The organism is Arthrobacter sp. SD76 (genome assembly GCF_049726125.1).
Classification (GTDB): Bacteria; Actinomycetota; Actinomycetes; order Actinomycetales; family Micrococcaceae; genus Arthrobacter; species Arthrobacter nitrophenolicus.
Genome location: NZ_JBNBLR010000001.1, coordinates 2,861,746 through 2,878,385, shown reverse-complemented (window position 1 = coordinate 2,878,385; position 16,640 = coordinate 2,861,746). Strand labels below are relative to the sequence as shown.

General features: G+C 66.3%; 12 protein-coding genes and 5 pseudogenes. 15 read left to right on the top strand and 2 right to left on the bottom strand.

Going from position 1 to position 16,640, the window contains the following annotated elements; all coding sequences use genetic code 11:
• Positions 1 to 104: 104 nt before the first annotated feature.
• Both ACPEE0_RS13935 and ACPEE0_RS13930 read right to left on the bottom strand, forming a co-directional pair.
• Complete coding sequence (locus ACPEE0_RS13935; RefSeq protein ID WP_009358025.1) at positions 105 to 566, bottom strand: succinate dehydrogenase hydrophobic membrane anchor subunit; 462 nt, start codon at positions 564 to 566, stop codon at positions 105 to 107.
• 56 nt (positions 567 to 622) lie between these two features.
• Positions 623 to 904: a hypothetical protein gene (locus ACPEE0_RS13930; RefSeq protein ID WP_424575279.1), complete on the bottom strand. Its 282-nt coding sequence runs from the start codon at positions 902 to 904 to the stop codon at positions 623 to 625.
• A gap of 312 nt (positions 905 to 1,216) precedes the next feature.
• Here ACPEE0_RS13930 and ACPEE0_RS13925 point away from each other — a divergent pair, with 312 nt between their 5' ends.
• From ACPEE0_RS13925 to ACPEE0_RS13855, 15 genes and pseudogenes are all read left to right on the top strand, one after another.
• A complete protein-coding gene (locus tag ACPEE0_RS13925) occupies positions 1,217 to 2,350 on the top strand; it encodes a mannose-1-phosphate guanylyltransferase (RefSeq protein ID WP_354175433.1) in 1,134 nt (377 codons plus the stop codon).
• Positions 2,351 to 2,449: 99 nt separating this feature from the next.
• A pseudogene (locus tag ACPEE0_RS13920) lies at positions 2,450 to 3,648 on the top strand (amidohydrolase).
• A 128-nt stretch (positions 3,649 to 3,776) separates the two neighbouring features.
• Positions 3,777 to 4,211, top strand: a complete 435-nt coding sequence (locus ACPEE0_RS13915; RefSeq protein WP_354175436.1) for a MarR family winged helix-turn-helix transcriptional regulator — start codon at positions 3,777 to 3,779, stop codon at positions 4,209 to 4,211.
• Between the two features lie 57 nt (positions 4,212 to 4,268).
• On the top strand, positions 4,269 to 4,697 hold the full coding sequence (locus ACPEE0_RS13910) for an organic hydroperoxide resistance protein (protein WP_424574656.1): 429 nt from the start codon (positions 4,269 to 4,271) through the stop codon (positions 4,695 to 4,697).
• On the top strand, positions 4,694 to 5,713 hold the full coding sequence (locus tag ACPEE0_RS13905; protein ID WP_009358032.1) for an NADP-dependent oxidoreductase: 1,020 nt from the start codon (positions 4,694 to 4,696) through the stop codon (positions 5,711 to 5,713). The genes ACPEE0_RS13910 and ACPEE0_RS13905 overlap by 4 nt, the downstream gene beginning before the upstream one ends.
• A gap of 256 nt (positions 5,714 to 5,969) precedes the next feature.
• Positions 5,970 to 7,076 carry a BMP family lipoprotein gene (locus tag ACPEE0_RS13900; RefSeq protein WP_009358033.1) on the top strand — a complete coding sequence of 369 codons (1,107 nt, stop codon included), beginning with the start codon at positions 5,970 to 5,972 and terminating at the stop codon, positions 7,074 to 7,076.
• A gap of 176 nt (positions 7,077 to 7,252) precedes the next feature.
• Positions 7,253 to 8,839: pseudogene (locus ACPEE0_RS13895) on the top strand (ABC transporter ATP-binding protein).
• On the top strand, positions 8,832 to 10,223 hold the full coding sequence (locus ACPEE0_RS13890; protein WP_009358035.1) for an ABC transporter permease: 1,392 nt from the start codon (positions 8,832 to 8,834) through the stop codon (positions 10,221 to 10,223). Before ACPEE0_RS13895 ends, ACPEE0_RS13890 begins: the two are co-directional and overlap by 8 nt.
• Positions 10,220 to 11,537, top strand: a pseudogene (locus tag ACPEE0_RS13885) (ABC transporter permease). The gene ACPEE0_RS13890 and the pseudogene ACPEE0_RS13885 overlap by 4 nt, the downstream one beginning before the upstream one ends.
• A 5-nt stretch (positions 11,538 to 11,542) precedes the next feature.
• Positions 11,543 to 11,953, top strand: coding sequence for a cytidine deaminase (locus ACPEE0_RS13880; protein ID WP_009358036.1), 411 nt, complete (start codon positions 11,543 to 11,545; stop codon positions 11,951 to 11,953).
• On the top strand, positions 11,946 to 13,262 hold the full coding sequence (locus ACPEE0_RS13875) for a thymidine phosphorylase (RefSeq protein WP_009358037.1): 1,317 nt from the start codon (positions 11,946 to 11,948) through the stop codon (positions 13,260 to 13,262). Before ACPEE0_RS13880 ends, ACPEE0_RS13875 begins: the two co-directional genes overlap by 8 nt.
• A 6-nt stretch (positions 13,263 to 13,268) precedes the next feature.
• Entirely contained in the window at positions 13,269 to 13,898 is a 630-nt protein-coding gene (locus ACPEE0_RS13870) for a DedA family protein (protein WP_009358038.1), read from the top strand.
• A 124-nt stretch (positions 13,899 to 14,022) separates the two neighbouring features.
• Positions 14,023 to 14,744: pseudogene (locus ACPEE0_RS13865) on the top strand (DedA family protein).
• Between the two features lie 39 nt (positions 14,745 to 14,783).
• A pseudogene (locus tag ACPEE0_RS13860) lies at positions 14,784 to 15,913 on the top strand (adenosine deaminase).
• A gap of 73 nt (positions 15,914 to 15,986) precedes the next feature.
• On the top strand, positions 15,987 to 16,598 hold the full coding sequence (locus ACPEE0_RS13855) for a MazG nucleotide pyrophosphohydrolase domain-containing protein (RefSeq protein WP_085939501.1): 612 nt from the start codon (positions 15,987 to 15,989) through the stop codon (positions 16,596 to 16,598).
• Positions 16,599 to 16,640: the final 42 nt, after the last annotated feature.

The following is a 16,640-nucleotide window of genomic DNA, read 5'->3' as shown; positions in this document are numbered from 1 at the left end:
GATGCTCTTTCTCTCAAAATTCGCTATGGAACAACGGGGCGGCGTTGCCTGCTCCGCAAAACAGGGCCCGCGGAAAAGCCCGCGGGCCCGGGGTGGTGCCGGTGCTAGGCAGGGCAGAAGCCGCCCGGCAGGGGAACGCCGTCCACGACGGGGCACGGATCGAAGGTGAAGATCACCAGGGTGCCCAGGACGATGATGACCACGGTGGCGGAGTACAGGACCGTCTTCAGCCAGCGGCGGGTGGTGTCCTTCTCTGCGTAGTCATTGATGATGGTGCGCACGCCATTGGTGCCGTGCAGCATGGCCAGCCACAGCATGGCCAGGTCCCAGAACTGCCAGAACGGATCCGCCCACTTGCCGGCCACGAAGCCGAAGTCGATGGCCTTGATGCCTTCGCCCACCAGGAGGTTCACGAAAAGGTGCCCGAAAATGAGGACCACCAGCACCACGCCGGAGAGGCGCATGAACAGCCAGGCGATCATTTCGAAGTTGCCGCGGCTGCCGCCGTTGCGGCGGTACTGGGGGGCGATCCGCCCGCTGCGGGGGCTCTCGATGGTTGCAGACATGGCTTAGTGGCTCCCGAGGGCGAGGGACAGGTGGCGGATGGAGAAGGCGACCATGGTCACGACCCACAGGCCCAGGACTGCCCACAGCATCTGCCGCTGGTACTTGGCGCCCTTCTTCCAGAAGTCGACCGCGATAATCCGCAGGCCGTTAAAGCGTGGAACACGATGGCAGCGACAAGGCCGGTTTCGCCCAGGGCCATCAAGGGGTTCTGTATGCACCGATCACGGCGGTGTAAGCCTCGGGAGACACACGCACCAAGGAGGTGTCCAAAACGTGGACCAACAAGAAGAAAAAAGATCACTACACCGGTAATACGGTGTCCTACCCAGGACCACATGCCTTCACGGCCGCGGTACAAGGTGCCAGCTGGTTTTGTCGGCACTGATAAACCTCCCTGCAACACAGCGGCGCTGGCATGAGATCCACGCGGGGGGAACGCCTGCTGCGAGAGCACTCGTAGCTCAGGCCTAAATCTAGGCTCAGCTAACAGCTTATTCAATTTAGGAACGCCTTGGTGCCCTGTAGTGGCGCGGATTTCCGAAAATTATGAGACAAACACCACACTGCCCGACCCCTTGTTGGCCACACTGTGTCAGCGCTGCGGTGCGCGCCGGAGGCTCCAGCAGCCCGTCAGCTAAAGTAGGCGGTGATGAGTACAGACAAAGTGACAAGCCCGGCATCACCCCTTGACCGCTTCATCGCGGTGATCCCGGCCGGCGGAGTGGGGACCCGCCTCTGGCCCCTGTCACGAGCCGCAGCTCCCAAATTCCTCCACGACCTCACGGGTTCGGGCAGTACGCTGCTGCGCGCCACCTATGACCGGCTGCACCCGCTGGCCGGAAACCGGATGCTGGTTGTTACCGGCAAGGCGCACCGCGATGCGGTGTGCCGCCAGCTTCCCGAGGTCACGGACTCCGACCTGGTACTCGAGTCCGAGCCCAAGGATTCGGCGGCAGCCATCGGGCTTGCCGCGGCCATCCTGCACGAGCGCGATCCCGGAACCATCATGGGGTCCTTCGCCGCCGACCAGGTGATCAGCCCGGACGACCTTTTCCAGGCGGCCGTCCGCGAAGCCATCCACACCGCCGCCGCCGGCAAGATCGTGACCATCGGCATCAAGCCCACGCACCCGTCCACCGGATTCGGGTACATCCGTTCAGGCCAGGACCTCCACATCGAGGGCGCACCCAGCGCACAGGATGTTGTGGAGTTCGTTGAAAAGCCGGACGAAGTGGTGGCCCAGCAGTACGTGGACAGCGGCAACTATGTGTGGAATGCCGGCATGTTCGTTGCGCCGGTTGCGCTGCTGCTCAAGCACCTCGAAGCCAACCAGCCGGAACTGTTCAAGGGCCTGCAGGAAATCGCGCGTGCCTGGGACACCCCCGACCGGGACGAGGTCACGTCCCGCATCTGGCCCACGTTGCCGAAAATCGCCATCGACTACGCCGTGGCAGAGCCCGCCGCCGAGGCCGGGGACGTCGCCGTTGTGCCCGGAACCTTCCGCTGGGACGACGTCGGTGACTTCGCTTCCGTGGGCCGGCTCAACTCGGCCAAGGAAGTGGATGACGTGACAGTCCTCGGTGAAGGCGCGCGTGTCTTCACCGAGAACTCCAGCGGCGTGGTAGTCACGGATACCAAGCGCGTGATCGCCCTGATCGGCATCGAGGACGTGGTCATCGTGGACACCCCCGATGCCTTGCTGGTCACCACTATGGCCAACTCGCAGCGGGTCAAGGCAGCCGTTGACGCACTCAAGGCCAGCGGCGACACGGACGTCCTGTAACCCAAAATTCGCCTGCAGTTCCAGCCGTCACGGTTGCCCGGGATGTAACGCGGTAACCGTGATGGCCTGTATTGCGTCCATCCTCGCTAGAGTGATGAAGTGCGTAATTACACTACTGAAGCCGAGCCCACCGCCCTGGTGTCGCCCTGGCTCGAGCCGCTCCTGCCGGAACTGATCGAATTCCGCCGGGACCTGCACGCGCACCCCGAACTCTCCTTCAAGGAGTACCGGACCACGGACAAACTGGCCGAACGGCTCGAGGAGGCCGGCCTGAAACCCCGCCGCCTTGAGGGCACCGGGCTTACGGTGGACGTCGGCGAAGGCCCCATCGCAACCGCCCTGCGCGGTGACATCGACGCCCTGCCCATCATCGAGGAAACGGGCCTGCCGTTCGCGTCGAAGAACCACGGCGTCACCCACGCCTGCGGCCACGACGTTCATACCGCCACCATGCTGGGCATCGCCCTGGTGCTGCACCGCATGCACCAGGAGACGCCCCTGGGCGGGACCGTCCGGATCATCTTCCAGCCTGCCGAGGAGACCATGCCGGGCGGCGCCCACGCCTGCATCGAGCAGGGCGTCCTGGAGGGCGTGCCCCGCATCATGGCGCTGCACTGCGATCCGCGCATCGAAGTAGGCAAGATCGGAACGCGCATCGGGGCCATCACCTCGGCATCGGACACCATCCGGATCGAGCTTTCCGGCCGGGGTGGGCACACCTCCCGGCCGCACCTGACAGAAGAGCTGGTTTTCGCCCTGGCCCAGATCGCGGTCAACGTTCCCGCGGTCCTGTCCCGCAGGGTGGACGTCCGCAGCGGCGTCTCGGTCGTCTGGGGCCAGATTGCCGCCGGTTCCGCGCCGAACGCGATCCCCGGTACCGGCTACATGGCGGGAACCATGCGCTGCCTGGACCGCGACGCCTGGCACGAGGCCGGCGAGCTGCTGGACGAGGTTGTCCACCAGGTGGCGGCGCCCTACGGCGTGGATGTCAGGCTTGAACACACGCGGGGTGTGCCGCCGGTGGTGAACTCCGAACATGAAACCGCGATCATCGAGGCAGCCGCCCGCGCGGAAATCGGCGAGAGTGCCGTGGTGCTGACCCCCCAGTCCATGGGCGGGAGGATTTTGCCTGGTTCCTCGCCGAGCTTCCCGGCGCCATGATGCGCCTGGGCACCAAGACTCCCGGGGGCGAGGAATACGACCTGCACCGCGGTGACTACATCGTGGACGAGCGGGCGCTGGGCCTGGGCATCCGGGTCCTCACCGCGGCTGCCCTGCGCACCATCCGCGACCTCTAAACGCTTGCAGGAAAAGGCCCGACGCCGGCACGTGCTGAAGTGCCGGCGTCGGGCCTTTCCATGCCCCGGCCAGGCACCCACGCCCGAGTAAGTTGTGCACAATTTAGTTGTCCGATATTGTTCTTGGTATGAGTGAAGCCCCCCGCCTGGACCGCCAGGTCTGTTTTGCGCTCTATTCGGCCTCCCGCGCAGCAACCGCGGTGTACCGTCCCGTCCTTGAAGACCTGGGCCTGACCTACCCGCAGTACCTGGCAATGCTGGTGCTCTGGGAGAACGAGCCGCGGGGCGTGAAGGAACTGGGCGATGAACTGGGCCTGGACTCCGGAACTTTGTCGCCGCTGCTGAAGCGGCTTGAGGCCCTTGGCCTGGTTGAGCGGCGCCGGTCCGGCGAGGATGAGCGCAGGGTGGCTGTCCACCTCACTCCAGCGGGGAGGAGCCTGAGCGCAAAGGCGTCATCCATTCCGCAACGGCTCGCCGACGCCGCAGGCCTCTCTGCCGCAGAGCTGGAGCAGCTGCGCGAAACCCTGGGCAAACTCACCGCCGCCCTCCATGCTGCGCTCTGACCGCTTTGCCTCCGGAACCACCCCATGAGTATTGATCCCGACAGAACGGATATTTTCATGAAGCCCCTCTACACAGCAGTTGCCGTCGCCTCCGGTGACGGCCGCGACGGCACCGCCCGTACCCGTGACGGCAGGCTGGACGTTTCCCTCGCCAGCCCGGTTGAACTCGGCGGCACCGGCGACGGCACCGATCCCGAGCAACTCTTTGCCGCGGGGTATGCCGCCTGCTTCCACTCCGCACTCCGCCTGGTGGCACGCCAGGAGCGCGCCGACCTGACGGATTCCGCCGTTGCTGCCAAGGTCCACCTTGGCAAACTTGACGGCGAAGGCTTCGGCCTGGCCGCCGAACTGGAGGTCGCCCTGCCCGCACTGGACCGGAAGACAGCCGAGGCCCTGGTTGCCAGGGCGCATGAGATCTGCCCCTACTCCAACGCCACCCGCGGCAACATCAGCGTGGACATCAAGGTCCTGGAGTACGCGGCATGAGCGCCGCCACCCTTCCGGCCGCCACCCGCGAAATCCGGCTGGCATCGCGCCCGGTGGGCCGTCCCACCGCAGAAAACTTCCGGCTCGCAGAGTCGCCGTTGCCTGCACTGGGCGACGGGCAGGTCATGGTGAAGAACCTCTTCATCTCCGTTGATCCCTATATGCGCGGCCGCATGAACGACGTCAAGTCGTACTCGCCGCCCTTTGAGCTGGATGAAGCGCTCGACGGCGGTGCGGTGGGCGAGGTGATTGCGTCCCGTTCCGCGGCACTCAAGGAGGGGGACGTCGTCGTGCATTCGCTGGGCTGGCGGGAATACGCCGTCCTTGACGCGGAAGCCGTGAAGCCAGCCCGCACGGACCTGGCGCCGGCTCCGGCCTTCCTGGGTGCCCTCGGCATGACTGGCCTTACCGCCTACGCCGGGCTGCTCAAGGTCGCCGAATTCAAGCCCGGTGACGCCGTGTTCGTCTCCGGCGCGGCAGGGGCCGTCGGCTCACTGGTGGGCCAGATCGCCAAGGCCATGGGTGCTTCCCGGGTCATCGGATCGGCGGGTTCGCCGGCCAAGGTGGCCAGGCTCCTTGATCTTGGCTTCGACGCCGCCTTCGACTACCACGACGGTCCCGTGCGGGACCAGCTTGAACAGGCGGCGGGCAGCGCCGGCATCGACGTCTACTTCGACAACGTGGGCGGAGAGCACCTTGAAGCTGCCCTGTCCGTGCTGAATATCGGGGGACGGGTGGCCATGTGCGGCGCCATAGCGCAGTACAACGCCACGGAGCCCTCGCCGGCCCCGCGCAACCTTGCGCTGGCCATCGGAAAGCAGCTCACCCTGCGCGGCTTCCTGGTGGGCGGCCAGCGGCAGCATTCGGCAGAGTTCGCAGGCAAGATGGCAGGCTGGCTGGCCGACGGCACCGTCCGCTACGACGAGACCATCGTGGACGGGCTGGAGAACGCCCCGCAGGCATTCATGGACCTGCTGGACGGTGCCAACACAGGCAAGATGCTGGTCAGGCTCTAGCCCTTTCGCCCCGCTCCGACTGTGGGGGGTGCCGCCCGAATGCGGCACCCCTACTGGTTGGTAACAACTTGTAAACAATCTCCGGGAAGTTGCCCCGCCGTGCTATTGGACGTGGCGCAGGCCACTAAAGTGGGTGCCATCAGTGCGCTCCGGCGCAGTGCTGCGAGCCCTCAGTGAAAACAGAATTTCAGTGCAGAAACGGACACTCATTGAATTCGAGCCGTAGCGCCACTCTCTTCATCCTGGAGGAATCTTGATGTCATCACTGCGTGCACACCTCAAGCGCGGTTCCGTTGCCGGCCTTGCCACGGTGGGCGCCACAGCGCTCGTGCTGGCCGGCTGCGGTGCGCCTCCCGAAGCCGGCAGCGGCCCGACGGCCGGCGCCAGCGACTACACGGGCTGCATCGTCTCCGACTCGGGCGGGTTCGACGACCAGTCCTTCAACCAGTCCTCCTACGAGGGGCTGAAGAAGGCCGAGGCGGACCTGGGAATCAAGGTCAACCAGGTGGAGTCCAAGACCAACAACGACTTCGAGCCGAACCTTCGGGCCATGGTGACCGCGGGCTGTGACCTCACGCTGACCATCGGCTTCCTGCTCGGCGACGCCACCAAGAAGCAGGCCGAGGCCAACCCGGACAGCCACTTCGCCATCGTCGACTACAGCTACAACCCGCCGATCAGCAACGTCAAGCCGATCATCTATGACACCGCGCAGGCCGCGTTCCTGGCAGGCTACCTTGCCGCCGGTACCACCAAGACCGGAACCGTGGCAACGTTCGGCGGCATCAAGCTTCCCACCGTGACCATCTTCATGGACGGCTACGCCGACGGTATCAAGTACTACAACGAACAGAAGGGCAAGGACGTCAAGCTCCTTGGCTGGAACAAGGAAGCCCAGGACGGCAGCTTCACCGGTGACTTCGAAAAGCAGGATGTCGGCAAGCAGCTCACCCAGAACTTCCTGGACCAGGGCGCAGACATCGTGATGCCCGTTGCCGGCCCGGTGGGCAAGGGTGCCGGGTCCGCCCTCAAGGAAGCCAAGGCTGCCGGCAAGGACGTCAAGCTGATCTGGGTCGACTCCGACGGCTACCTCACCGCCCCTGACTACAAGGACATCATGCTGTCCTCGGTCATGAAGACCATGGGTGAAGCCGTGGAGGCCGTGGTGAAGGATGACACGGAAGGCAAGTTCAGCAACGAGCCTTACGTCGGCACCCTCGCCAACGAAGGCGTCCAGCTGGCACCCTTCCACGATCTCGATTCCCAGGTTCCGGCGGACCTGAAGGCCGAGCTGGAGCAGATCGAGAAGGACATCATTGACGGAAAGCTGAAGGTGGAATCCGCGGCCAGCCCCAAGGCCTGATTCCTGCCTGAGCGCCACCGCCCGGCCCGTTACCGACAGGCCGGGCGGTGGCGCTTTTTGCTGGCCGCATTTCGGGCCCGCCGCCCGCTCATCCTCCGGCTGCACCCACTAGGCTGGTGCTGCAGCCTCATATCCCGTCCGGTGGACCACCGGACGCTTCGAGATTGGTCAGAGTTTTGAAACTTGAACTCAGAGGGATCACTAAGAGATTTGGCACGCTGCTGGCCAACGACCACATAGACGTGGTGGTTGAGCCCGGACAAATCCACTGCCTGCTTGGCGAAAACGGGGCAGGCAAATCAACCCTGATGAATGTGCTGTACGGGCTGTATGAGCCCACCGACGGGGAAATCCTCATCGACGACAAACCCGTATCCTTCCGCGGACCGGGCGACGCCATGGCCGCCGGGATCGGCATGGTGCACCAGCATTTCATGCTGGTCCCTGTTTTCACGGTGGCCGAGAACGTCGCGCTGGGCGCCGAGCCCACCAAGGCCGCGGGCTTCCTGAACCTCGACGAAACACGCCGCCGGATCAAGGAGATCTCGGACCAGTACGGGTTCGACGTCGACCCCGACGCCCTGGTGGAGGACCTTCCGGTGGGCGTCCAGCAGCGCGTGGAGATCATCAAAGCACTGGTCAGGAATGCAAAGGTCCTGATCCTGGACGAACCCACGGCCGTCCTGACGCCGCAGGAGACGGACGAACTCCTGGACATCATGCGCCAGCTGAAATCCGGCGGCACCTCGATTGTCTTCATCTCCCACAAGCTGCGGGAGGTCAAAGCCGTGTCGGACACCATCACCGTGATCCGGCGCGGCAAGGTGGTGGGTTCGGCCGATCCGTCCGCCGCCACCTCGGAACTCGCCTCCATGATGGTGGGGCGGGCCGTGGCCTTAACCTGGACAAGGCGCCGGCGAAGCCCCAGGAGAAGACGTTCGTGGTGCGCGACCTGACCGTGATCGCACCGAACGGCCAGCACGTGGTGGACGGACTCAGCTTCGACATCGCCCGGGGCGAAATCCTGGCCATCGCCGGGGTGCAGGGCAACGGCCAGACCGAGCTGACCGAAGCCATCCTGGGACTGCAGGACCGGGTCTCCGGATCGGTCACCCTCGACGGCAAGGAACTCCTGGGCCGCCCGGTCAAGGAGGTCCTCAAAGCGGGCGTCGGCTTCGTACCCGAAGACCGCAAAGTGGACGGCCTGGTGGGCACCTTCTCCGTGGCTGAAACACCTGGTCCTGGACCTGTACGACAAGCCGCCGTTCGCCAGGGGCATCAGCATGAGCCCGGCCAGGATCCTCGAAAACGCCAAGGCACGGATCGGCGAGTTCGACGTCCGCACCCCCTCGGCGGCCGCGGCCGCCGGGACCCTGTCCGGCGGCAACCAGCAGAAGGTGGTGATGGCGCGGGAGCTTTCGCGTCCCCTGCGGCTGTTCATCGCCTCCCAGCCCACCCGCGGCGTGGATGTGGGCTCCATCGAATTCCTGCACCGCCGTATTGTCGCCGAGCGCGACCAGGGCACTCCCGTCATGATCATCTCCACCGAACTGGACGAGGTGATGGAGTTGGCGGACCGGATCGCCGTCCTCTACAAGGGCAAGCTGGTGGGCGTCGTCCCCGCCGGCACCAGCCGCGAAACCCTGGGCCTGATGATGGCCGGGATCCCGCCGGAGGAGCACGCGCATGCACCGCAGGCCGGGCCCGCCGCCGCCACAACCACCGCTTCCACTCCAGACGTTGAGGGAGACGACCATGTCTGACAACCAACCTGCCAAGCACGCGGCCGGGGACGGGCATGGCAGCACGCCTTCCGGCAAGCCCCACCACAAGGCCAGCCAGGCGGAAGAGGACACCGCCGCCGTCGTCTCCGTTGACACCGCCGGCGGTGCCATGGAGCCCTCCGCCGTACCCGCCACCGCCCAAAGCGGACAACTTCCGGGCGGCCCGGACACAGTGCTCCGCAGGATCTTCACCGGCAGCGGTATGGTCTCGCTCCTGGCGGTGCTGCTGGCCCTCATCATCGGCGGCCTCCTGATCGCCAGCACTGACGCGCGGGTTGCCACCACCTCCACCTACTTCTTCGCCCGGCCCACTGACTTCCTCTCCGCGCTCTGGGACGCAGCCACCCGCTCCTACGTGGCCCTCTTCCAGGGCTCGGTCTTCAATCCCCGCGGGAACAGCGTGGCCGCCCAGTTCGCGCCCTTCATGGAAACGCTCACCATCGCCACGCCGCTCATCACGGCCGGACTGGGCGTGGCCCTGGCGTTCCGCGCAGGCCTCTTCAACATCGGCGCCCAGGGCCAGATCATTGTGGCCGGCATCCTCGCCGCGTGGGTGGGCTTCGCGCTGCACCTGCCGTTCGGCCTGCACCTGCTCCTGGTCCTGGTGGCAGGCATCGTGGGCGGCGCCCTGTGGGGCGGACTGGTGGGCGTGCTCAAGGCACGAACCGGCGCCCACGAGGTCATCCTGACCATCATGTTCAACTACATCGCACTGTATTTCCTGCGGTACCTGCTGAACACGCCGGCGTTCCAGCGCCCGGGGGAGTCCAACCCCATTTCCCCCATCCTGGATCCCACTGCCGTCTATCCGCAGATCTTCGGCACCCAATACCGGCTCCACCTGGGCTTCATCCTGGCCATCGGCGCCACCTTCCTGGTGTGGTGGCTGCTGAACCGGTCCACCATCGGCTTTGAATTCCGGGCCGTGGGCGCCAACCCCAAGGCGGCCCAGACCGCGGGCATCAACGTTTCCCGCTCCACCATCCTGGTGATGGCCATGGCCGGCGCACTGGCCGGAATGTCCGGCGTCGCGCAGGTGGCGGGAACCGAGAAGGTGCTCACCGACGGCGTTGCCGCCACGTACGGCTTCGACGCCATCACCGTCGCGCTGCTGGGACGTTCGACGCCGTGGGGCACCTTTGCGGCCGGCCTGCTGTTCGGCGCCTTCCGCGCCGGGGCAGTCCAGATGCAGATCCAGACCGGCACCCCCATCGACATCGTCCTGGTGGTGCAGTCCCTGATTGTCCTGTTCATTGCGGCGCCGCCGCTGGTCCGCGCGGTCTTCGGACTGAACCCGCGGCGGAAGAAGCCTGCCCGTCCGGCAAAGTCCCGGCAGGCAGCCACTACCGGAGGTGCAGCATGAGCACAACAGTTTCGTCCCCCCGCCCGGGAACACCGCAGCCTGCCGGAACCGACGCCGGTGCCGCCGCCCTTTCCGCCAAGCCGGTGGGCTGGAAGACGCCCGTCCTGCTGGCAGCCTTCGGGCTGGTGGCCCTGGTCTTCTTCGGATCCTGGCCCCAACCAGACGGCAAGCTTCGGCATCTCCACGGGCGAGGACTTCTTCCAGCTTCCTGCCCTCGCGGTGAACGCGTTCGCCGGCGGCATGGTGCTTTCCGTGCTGATGCTGGGGCTGGCCGGCTACGCGGTCTACCTCAAGACCAAAGACAGGCCCGCGCCGGGCTGGCTGCCGGTGACCTTCATCGTCCTGTTCGTTGCAGCATTCCTCATCTGGGTTGTGGGCGGTGCCCGCACCCCCAGCATTTCGCTGGCCGGGCTGATCGCCGGCTCGGTCACCCTGGCCGTTCCGCTCGTGTTCGGCTCGCTTTCGGGCGTCCTCTGTGAACGGGTGGGCGTGGTCAACATCGCCATCGAGGGCCAGCTGCTCGGCGGAGCATTCACGGCGGCCATTGTGGCCAGCATGACGCAGAATCCGTTCATCGGGCTCCTGGCCGCCGCGGTCGCAGGTGCGTTGGTGTCCATGGTGCTGGCACTGTTCAGCATCAAGTACCTGGTCAACCAGATCATCGTCGGCGTCGTCCTCAACGTGCTCGTCTCCGGCGTCACCGGCTTCCTGTTCAGCACTGTCATGCAGGAGGACAGCGAACGGTTCAATTCGCCGCCCGGGCTGGAGGCCATCGAGATTCCGGTCCTCTCCAGCATTCCGGTGATCGGCCCCATCCTGTTCCGGCAGTCCCTGGTGGGCTACCTGATGTACATTGCCGTGCTGGTGGTCTGGGTGGGCCTGTTCAAGACCCGGTGGGGCCTGCGGGTCCGGGCTGTGGGGGAACACCCGCAGGCCGCGGACACCCTCGGCATCAACGTGAACGCCACCCGCTTCTGGAACGTCACGCTGGGCGGCGCCGTCGCGGGGATCGGCGGTTCGTTCTTCACTCTGGTGGCCATCGACAGCTTCACCAAGGAGATCTCCGGCGGCCGCGGCTTCATCGCCCTCGCCGCCCTGATCTTCGGCCGGTGGAACCCGATCGGGGCGTTCTTCGCGGCGCTCCTGTTCGGGTTCGCGGACAACCTGCAGAGCATCGTCACCATCATCGGAACCCCGGTCCCCAGCCAGTTCATGGCCATGCTGCCGTACCTGGTTACCGTCCTCGCCGTCGCCGGCCTGGTGGGCAAGTCCAGGGGACCGGCAGCCAGCGGCATACCCTACGTCAAGGGATGACCGGCGTGGACCAGGCAACCACAGTGGACTGGCAGGCGCTGGAAGCCGCCGCCGTCGCCGCCATGCGCAACGCCTACGCCCCCTATTCCGGGTTTCCGGTGGGGGCAGCGGCCCTCGCCGGTGACGGGCGGATCGTCAGCGGCTGCAACGTGGAGAACGCCAGCTTCGGGCTGACCCTCTGCGCCGAGTGCGTCCTGGTAGGCAACCTGCAGATGACCGGCGGCGGACTGCTGCGCGCGTTCTACTGCGTGGACGGCAGCGGCAACATCCTGATGCCCTGCGGCCGCTGCCGGCAGCTGCTCTACGAGTTCCGCGCCCCGGACATGGAGCTCATGACCACCCGGGGCATCAAGACCATGGACCAGGTACTGCCCGACGCCTTCGGTCCCGAACACCTGGAGGAAACCGGTGACTGACAGCAAAGCCGAAGCATTCGACGCCGTCGACATCATCCGCACCAAGCGGGACAAGGGCACCCTGAGTCCGGAACAGATTGACTGGACCATCGATGCCTACACCCGGGGCGCCATCGCCGACGAGCAGATGGCCGCGCTGAACATGGCCATCCTGCTGAACGGCATGAACCGGACGGAGATTGCCCGCTGGACGGCGGCCATGATCGCCTCCGGCGAGACCATGGACTTCTCCGGCCTTCGGCGGCCCGACGGCGGCCTGAAATACACCTCGGACAAGCACTCCACCGGCGGCGTGGGGGACAAGATCACCCTGCCCCTGGCCCCGCTGGTTGCGGTGTTCGGGGTGGCAGTGCCCCAGCTGTCCGGCCGCGGCCTCGGCCACACCGGCGGGACGCTGGACAAGCTGGAGTCCATCCCTGGCTGGCGTGCTTCCCTCAGCAACGAGGAAATGATGGCACAGCTGCAGGACGTCGGGGCGGTCATCTGCGCCGCCGGTGCCGGCCTGGCACCGGCGGACAAGAAGCTGTACGCGCTGCGCGACGTCACCGGCACCGTGGAAGCCATCCCCCTGATCGCCTCGTCCATCATGAGCAAGAAGATCGCCGAGGGCACCGGCTCCCTGGTCCTGGACGTGAAGGTGGGCAGCGGCGCGTTCATGAAGGACGAAGCCTCGGCCCGCGAGCTGGCCGAAACCATGGTGGCGCTGGGCAAGGACGCAGGGGTCAACACGGTTGCCCTGCTCACCAACATGGACACCCCGCTGGGCCTCACGGCCGGAAACGCCATCGAGGTGGAGGAATCCGTGGAGGTCCTGGCAGGGGGCGGCCCGGAGGACGTGGTGGAGCTGACGGTCCGGCTCGCGGAGGAGATGCTCGCCGCCGCAGGGGTGCACGGCGCCGACCCGGCGGCCGCGCTCAAGGACGGCCGCGCCATGGACGTGTGGAACCGGATGATCCAGGCGCAGGGCGGGGATCCCCGGGCGAAGCTGCCGGCGGCGCGGGAGTCCGAAACGGTGTACGCCCCGGCTGACGGGGTCCTCGTACAGCTGGACGCCCTGGCCGTGGGCATTGCCGCCTGGCGCCTGGGAGCAGGACGCGCCCGCAAGGAGGACGCGGTGCAGGCCGGCGCCGGCGTCAGGATGCACGCGAAGCCCGGCGCGGTGGTCCGGGCCGGGGAACCGCTGATGACCCTGCTCACCGACACCCCGGAGAAATTCGCGCGGGCCAAGGAGGCCCTGGAACACGCTGTTGTGATCGCCCCGGAAGGATCAAGGCCGGCGCAGCGGCTGATCCTGGACCGCATAGCATAGGGGATCATGCAAGCCATCAATGACTTCATCCTCGCCGCAGCCGGGCAGCCCTGGGTGCTTTTCCTGGTGCTGGCATGCTGCGTCATTGACGGCTTCTTCCCGCCCATTCCCAGCGAGTCCGTAGTGGTGGGGCTGTCCGCCGTGGCCGCCACGGCGGACGTCCCCAACCCCTGGCTCCTGATGCTCGTAGCGGCGCTGGGTGCCTTCTCGGGGGACAACATCGCCTACCTCATCGGACGCCGCGTAGGCACCACCCGCTGGTCCTGGATGCGGCGTCCACGCATGCAAAGCGCCTTCCGCTGGGCCGGCGGGGAACTGCGGAAACGCCCGGCCTCACTCATCCTCGTTGCACGGTTCGTGCCCATCGGCCGCGTCGCGGTGAACCTGACGGCAGGCGCCACCCAGTACCACCACCTCCGCTTCATCGCCCTCACAACCCTCTCGGCCGTGCTCTGGGCGGTGTACTCGGTGGGAATAGGGCTGTTCTTCGGCCAGTGGTTCGAGGAGAACCACCTGCTGGGAGCCGTCATCGCCATCGTCTGCGCCGTGGCGCTCGGCATTGTGGTGGACGTGGTGATCAACCGCCTCCGGCGGCAGACACCGGTGGTCGAACGGATGCGGGAACCCGAAGCGTAGGTGAACCGTTGTGCAACAAAGTCAAGTCATAGCGAATCCCGTCCCGCCATGGGACACTTAGGAACGATTTCCGCTACGGCAGCGTCGCTATAGCTGCGTCATCATTGTCTAGGAGCAAGACCGCGTGGAGTTTATTAATGAGGCCGTGCTCCATGCAGCGGGCCAGTGGTGGATCTACCCCGTCCTGCTCGTGTTTTTCTTCGTGGACGGCTTCGCCATGGTGGTCCCGAGCGAAACCCTCATCGTGGCCCTGGCAGCCTTCGCCCGGCACAGCGGCGAACCCAACCTCTGGATCCTTGGCACCACCGCGCTGGTCGGGGCCATCGCCGGGGACAACATGGCGTTCATGCTGGGACGCCGGATCGGGCTGGACCGGTGGAAATGGATGCGCCGGCCCAAGGTCAGGAAGGCCTTCAGCTGGGCGCGCTACGAGCTGGACAAGCGCGGTGCGGTCCTGATCTTCACGGCCCGCTACATCCCCTGGGGACGTGTCGCCGTCAACTACGTGGCGGGCAGCACCGGCTTCGGCCACCGCAGGTTCTTCCTCCTCGATGCCTTCGCCTGCATCACCTGGGTGGGCTACTCCATCGGAATCGGGCTGCTGGCCAGTTCCTTCCCCTGGCTGCACCACAACCCGCTGCTCAGCGCCGTCATCGCCGTCGTCTTCGCCATCATCCTCGGCATCCTGATCGACCACCTGCTCCGCTGGTGGCACAAGCACCTGGCCGGAACGACGCTGAAGAGGTGGATGAATGGCTCGACGGCGGGCCCTCCGGCGCCCGCAACGGCCAGCCCGGGTCCAGCGTCCTTGCGCCGTCAGCCGACGGCGGCCCGGCAGCACCCTAGCCGCTGGCTTTGCGCCCCTGCCCACCCTAAGGTGGGAACGTGACTGAGCCTATTGTTGACGCTGCCCCTGCCATGGATTTTGACCTGAAGAACCTGCCCAAGGTTTCGCTTCACGACCATCTGGACGGAGGCCTCCGCCCGGCAACCATCATCGAACTGGCCGAGGCCGTGGGGCACACCCTGCCGTCCACCGATCCCGTGGCACTGGGCCAGTGGTTCCGGGAGTCGGCCGACTCCGGCTCCCTGGTCCGCTACCTGGAAACGTTCGACCACACCGTGGCGGTCATGCAGACCTCCGAGGGCCTGTACCGGGTGGCCAAGGAATTCGTCGAGGACCTGGCGGACGACGGCGTCGTCTACGGCGAAGTGCGGTGGGCGCCCGAACAGCACCTCCAGAAGGGCCTCACCCTGGATGAAGCCGTGGAAGCAGTCCAGGAAGGCCTCGAGGCCGGTGTTGAGTCGGTGGGGGAGAGCGGCCGTGAAATCCAGGTGGGCCAGCTGATTACGGCCATGCGCCATGCCGACCGCGGCCAGGAGATCGCCGAGCTCGCCGTCCGCCACCGCAACCGCGGCGCCGTGGGCTTCGACATCGCCGGCGCGGAAGACGGCTTCCTGCCGTCCCGCTTCAGGGACGCCTTCACCTACCTGGCCCAGCAGAACTTCCCCGCCACGGTCCACGCTGGTGAAGCTGCCGGACTGGAAAGCATCCAGTCGGCGCTCGTGGACGGCCGCGCGCTCCGCCTGGGCCACGGCGTGCGGATCGCCGAGGACATCATGGTGGAATTCGACGACGACGCCGAGGACACGATCGGCCTGGTCACCCTGGGCGACCTGTCGAGCTGGATCCGCGACCGCGGCATCGCCCTGGAAATCTGCCCTTCCTCCAACCTGCAGACCGGTGCGATCGAGCCGTTCGGCGAAAGCATCGAAAGCCACCCCCTGGACATGCTGTACCAGCTGGGCTTCAACGTCACCATCAACACCGACAACAGGCTGATGAGCGGCGTCACCCTGACGGACGAGTTCGAGCTGCTGGTGGAGACGTTCGACTACGACCTCGACGACCTGCTCGAGCTCACCCTGAACGCCGCCGAGGCTTCCTTCCTGCCCTGGAGGAGAAGGAGGCGCTGGTGGAGTACATCAACGACGCCTACGCCAACCTTGGCTGAGCAGCAGGACAACAGCACCCCCGTGGGGGAGCTGTTGTCCGTGATTGCTGCGCTCCGCGAGCACTGCCCCTGGATGGGCGCGCTCACACACGCGTCGCTCGTGGAATACCTCCTCGAGGAAGCCTACGAAGTGGCCGAAACCATCGAGGCGGGCCATCCCGATGCCGAGCTCCAGGGCGAGCTGGGCGACGTGCTGCTCCAGGTGGTGCTGCACGCCCGTCTCGCCGAGGAGCGCGGGGCCTTCAGGTTCGACGACGTCGCCCGCGGCCTGGCTGCCAAGATGGTCCGGCGGAATCCGCATGTCTTTAGGCCCGACGGCTCGCTGCAGGACACCTTCCCGGCCACGGTGGACGAGATCGTGCAGAAATGGGACGCGGTGAAGCGGGAGGAACGGCCCGCCCGCACCAGCCACTTCGAAGGGATCCCGCAGAATCTGCCCGCGCTTGCCCGGGCACAGAAGTCGGTGGACCGCGCAGCCCGCGCCGGGGCGCCCCTGCCCGCAGGGGCCACCGCCCCCGCAACGGAGGAGGAACTCGGGGAGCTGCTCCTCGCCGTCGTACGCTCCGCGCATGACGCCGGATTCGACGCCGAACGTGCCTTGCGCGGGGCTGTGCGGCGCTACCAGCAGGAGAAATCCGCGTCCCAACCCCATCATGACGTCCGGGGCCCGGACAGTTTTCCGTAACCCGGACCACTCTCGACTACGCTGGTTCCTGACGAGTACGTC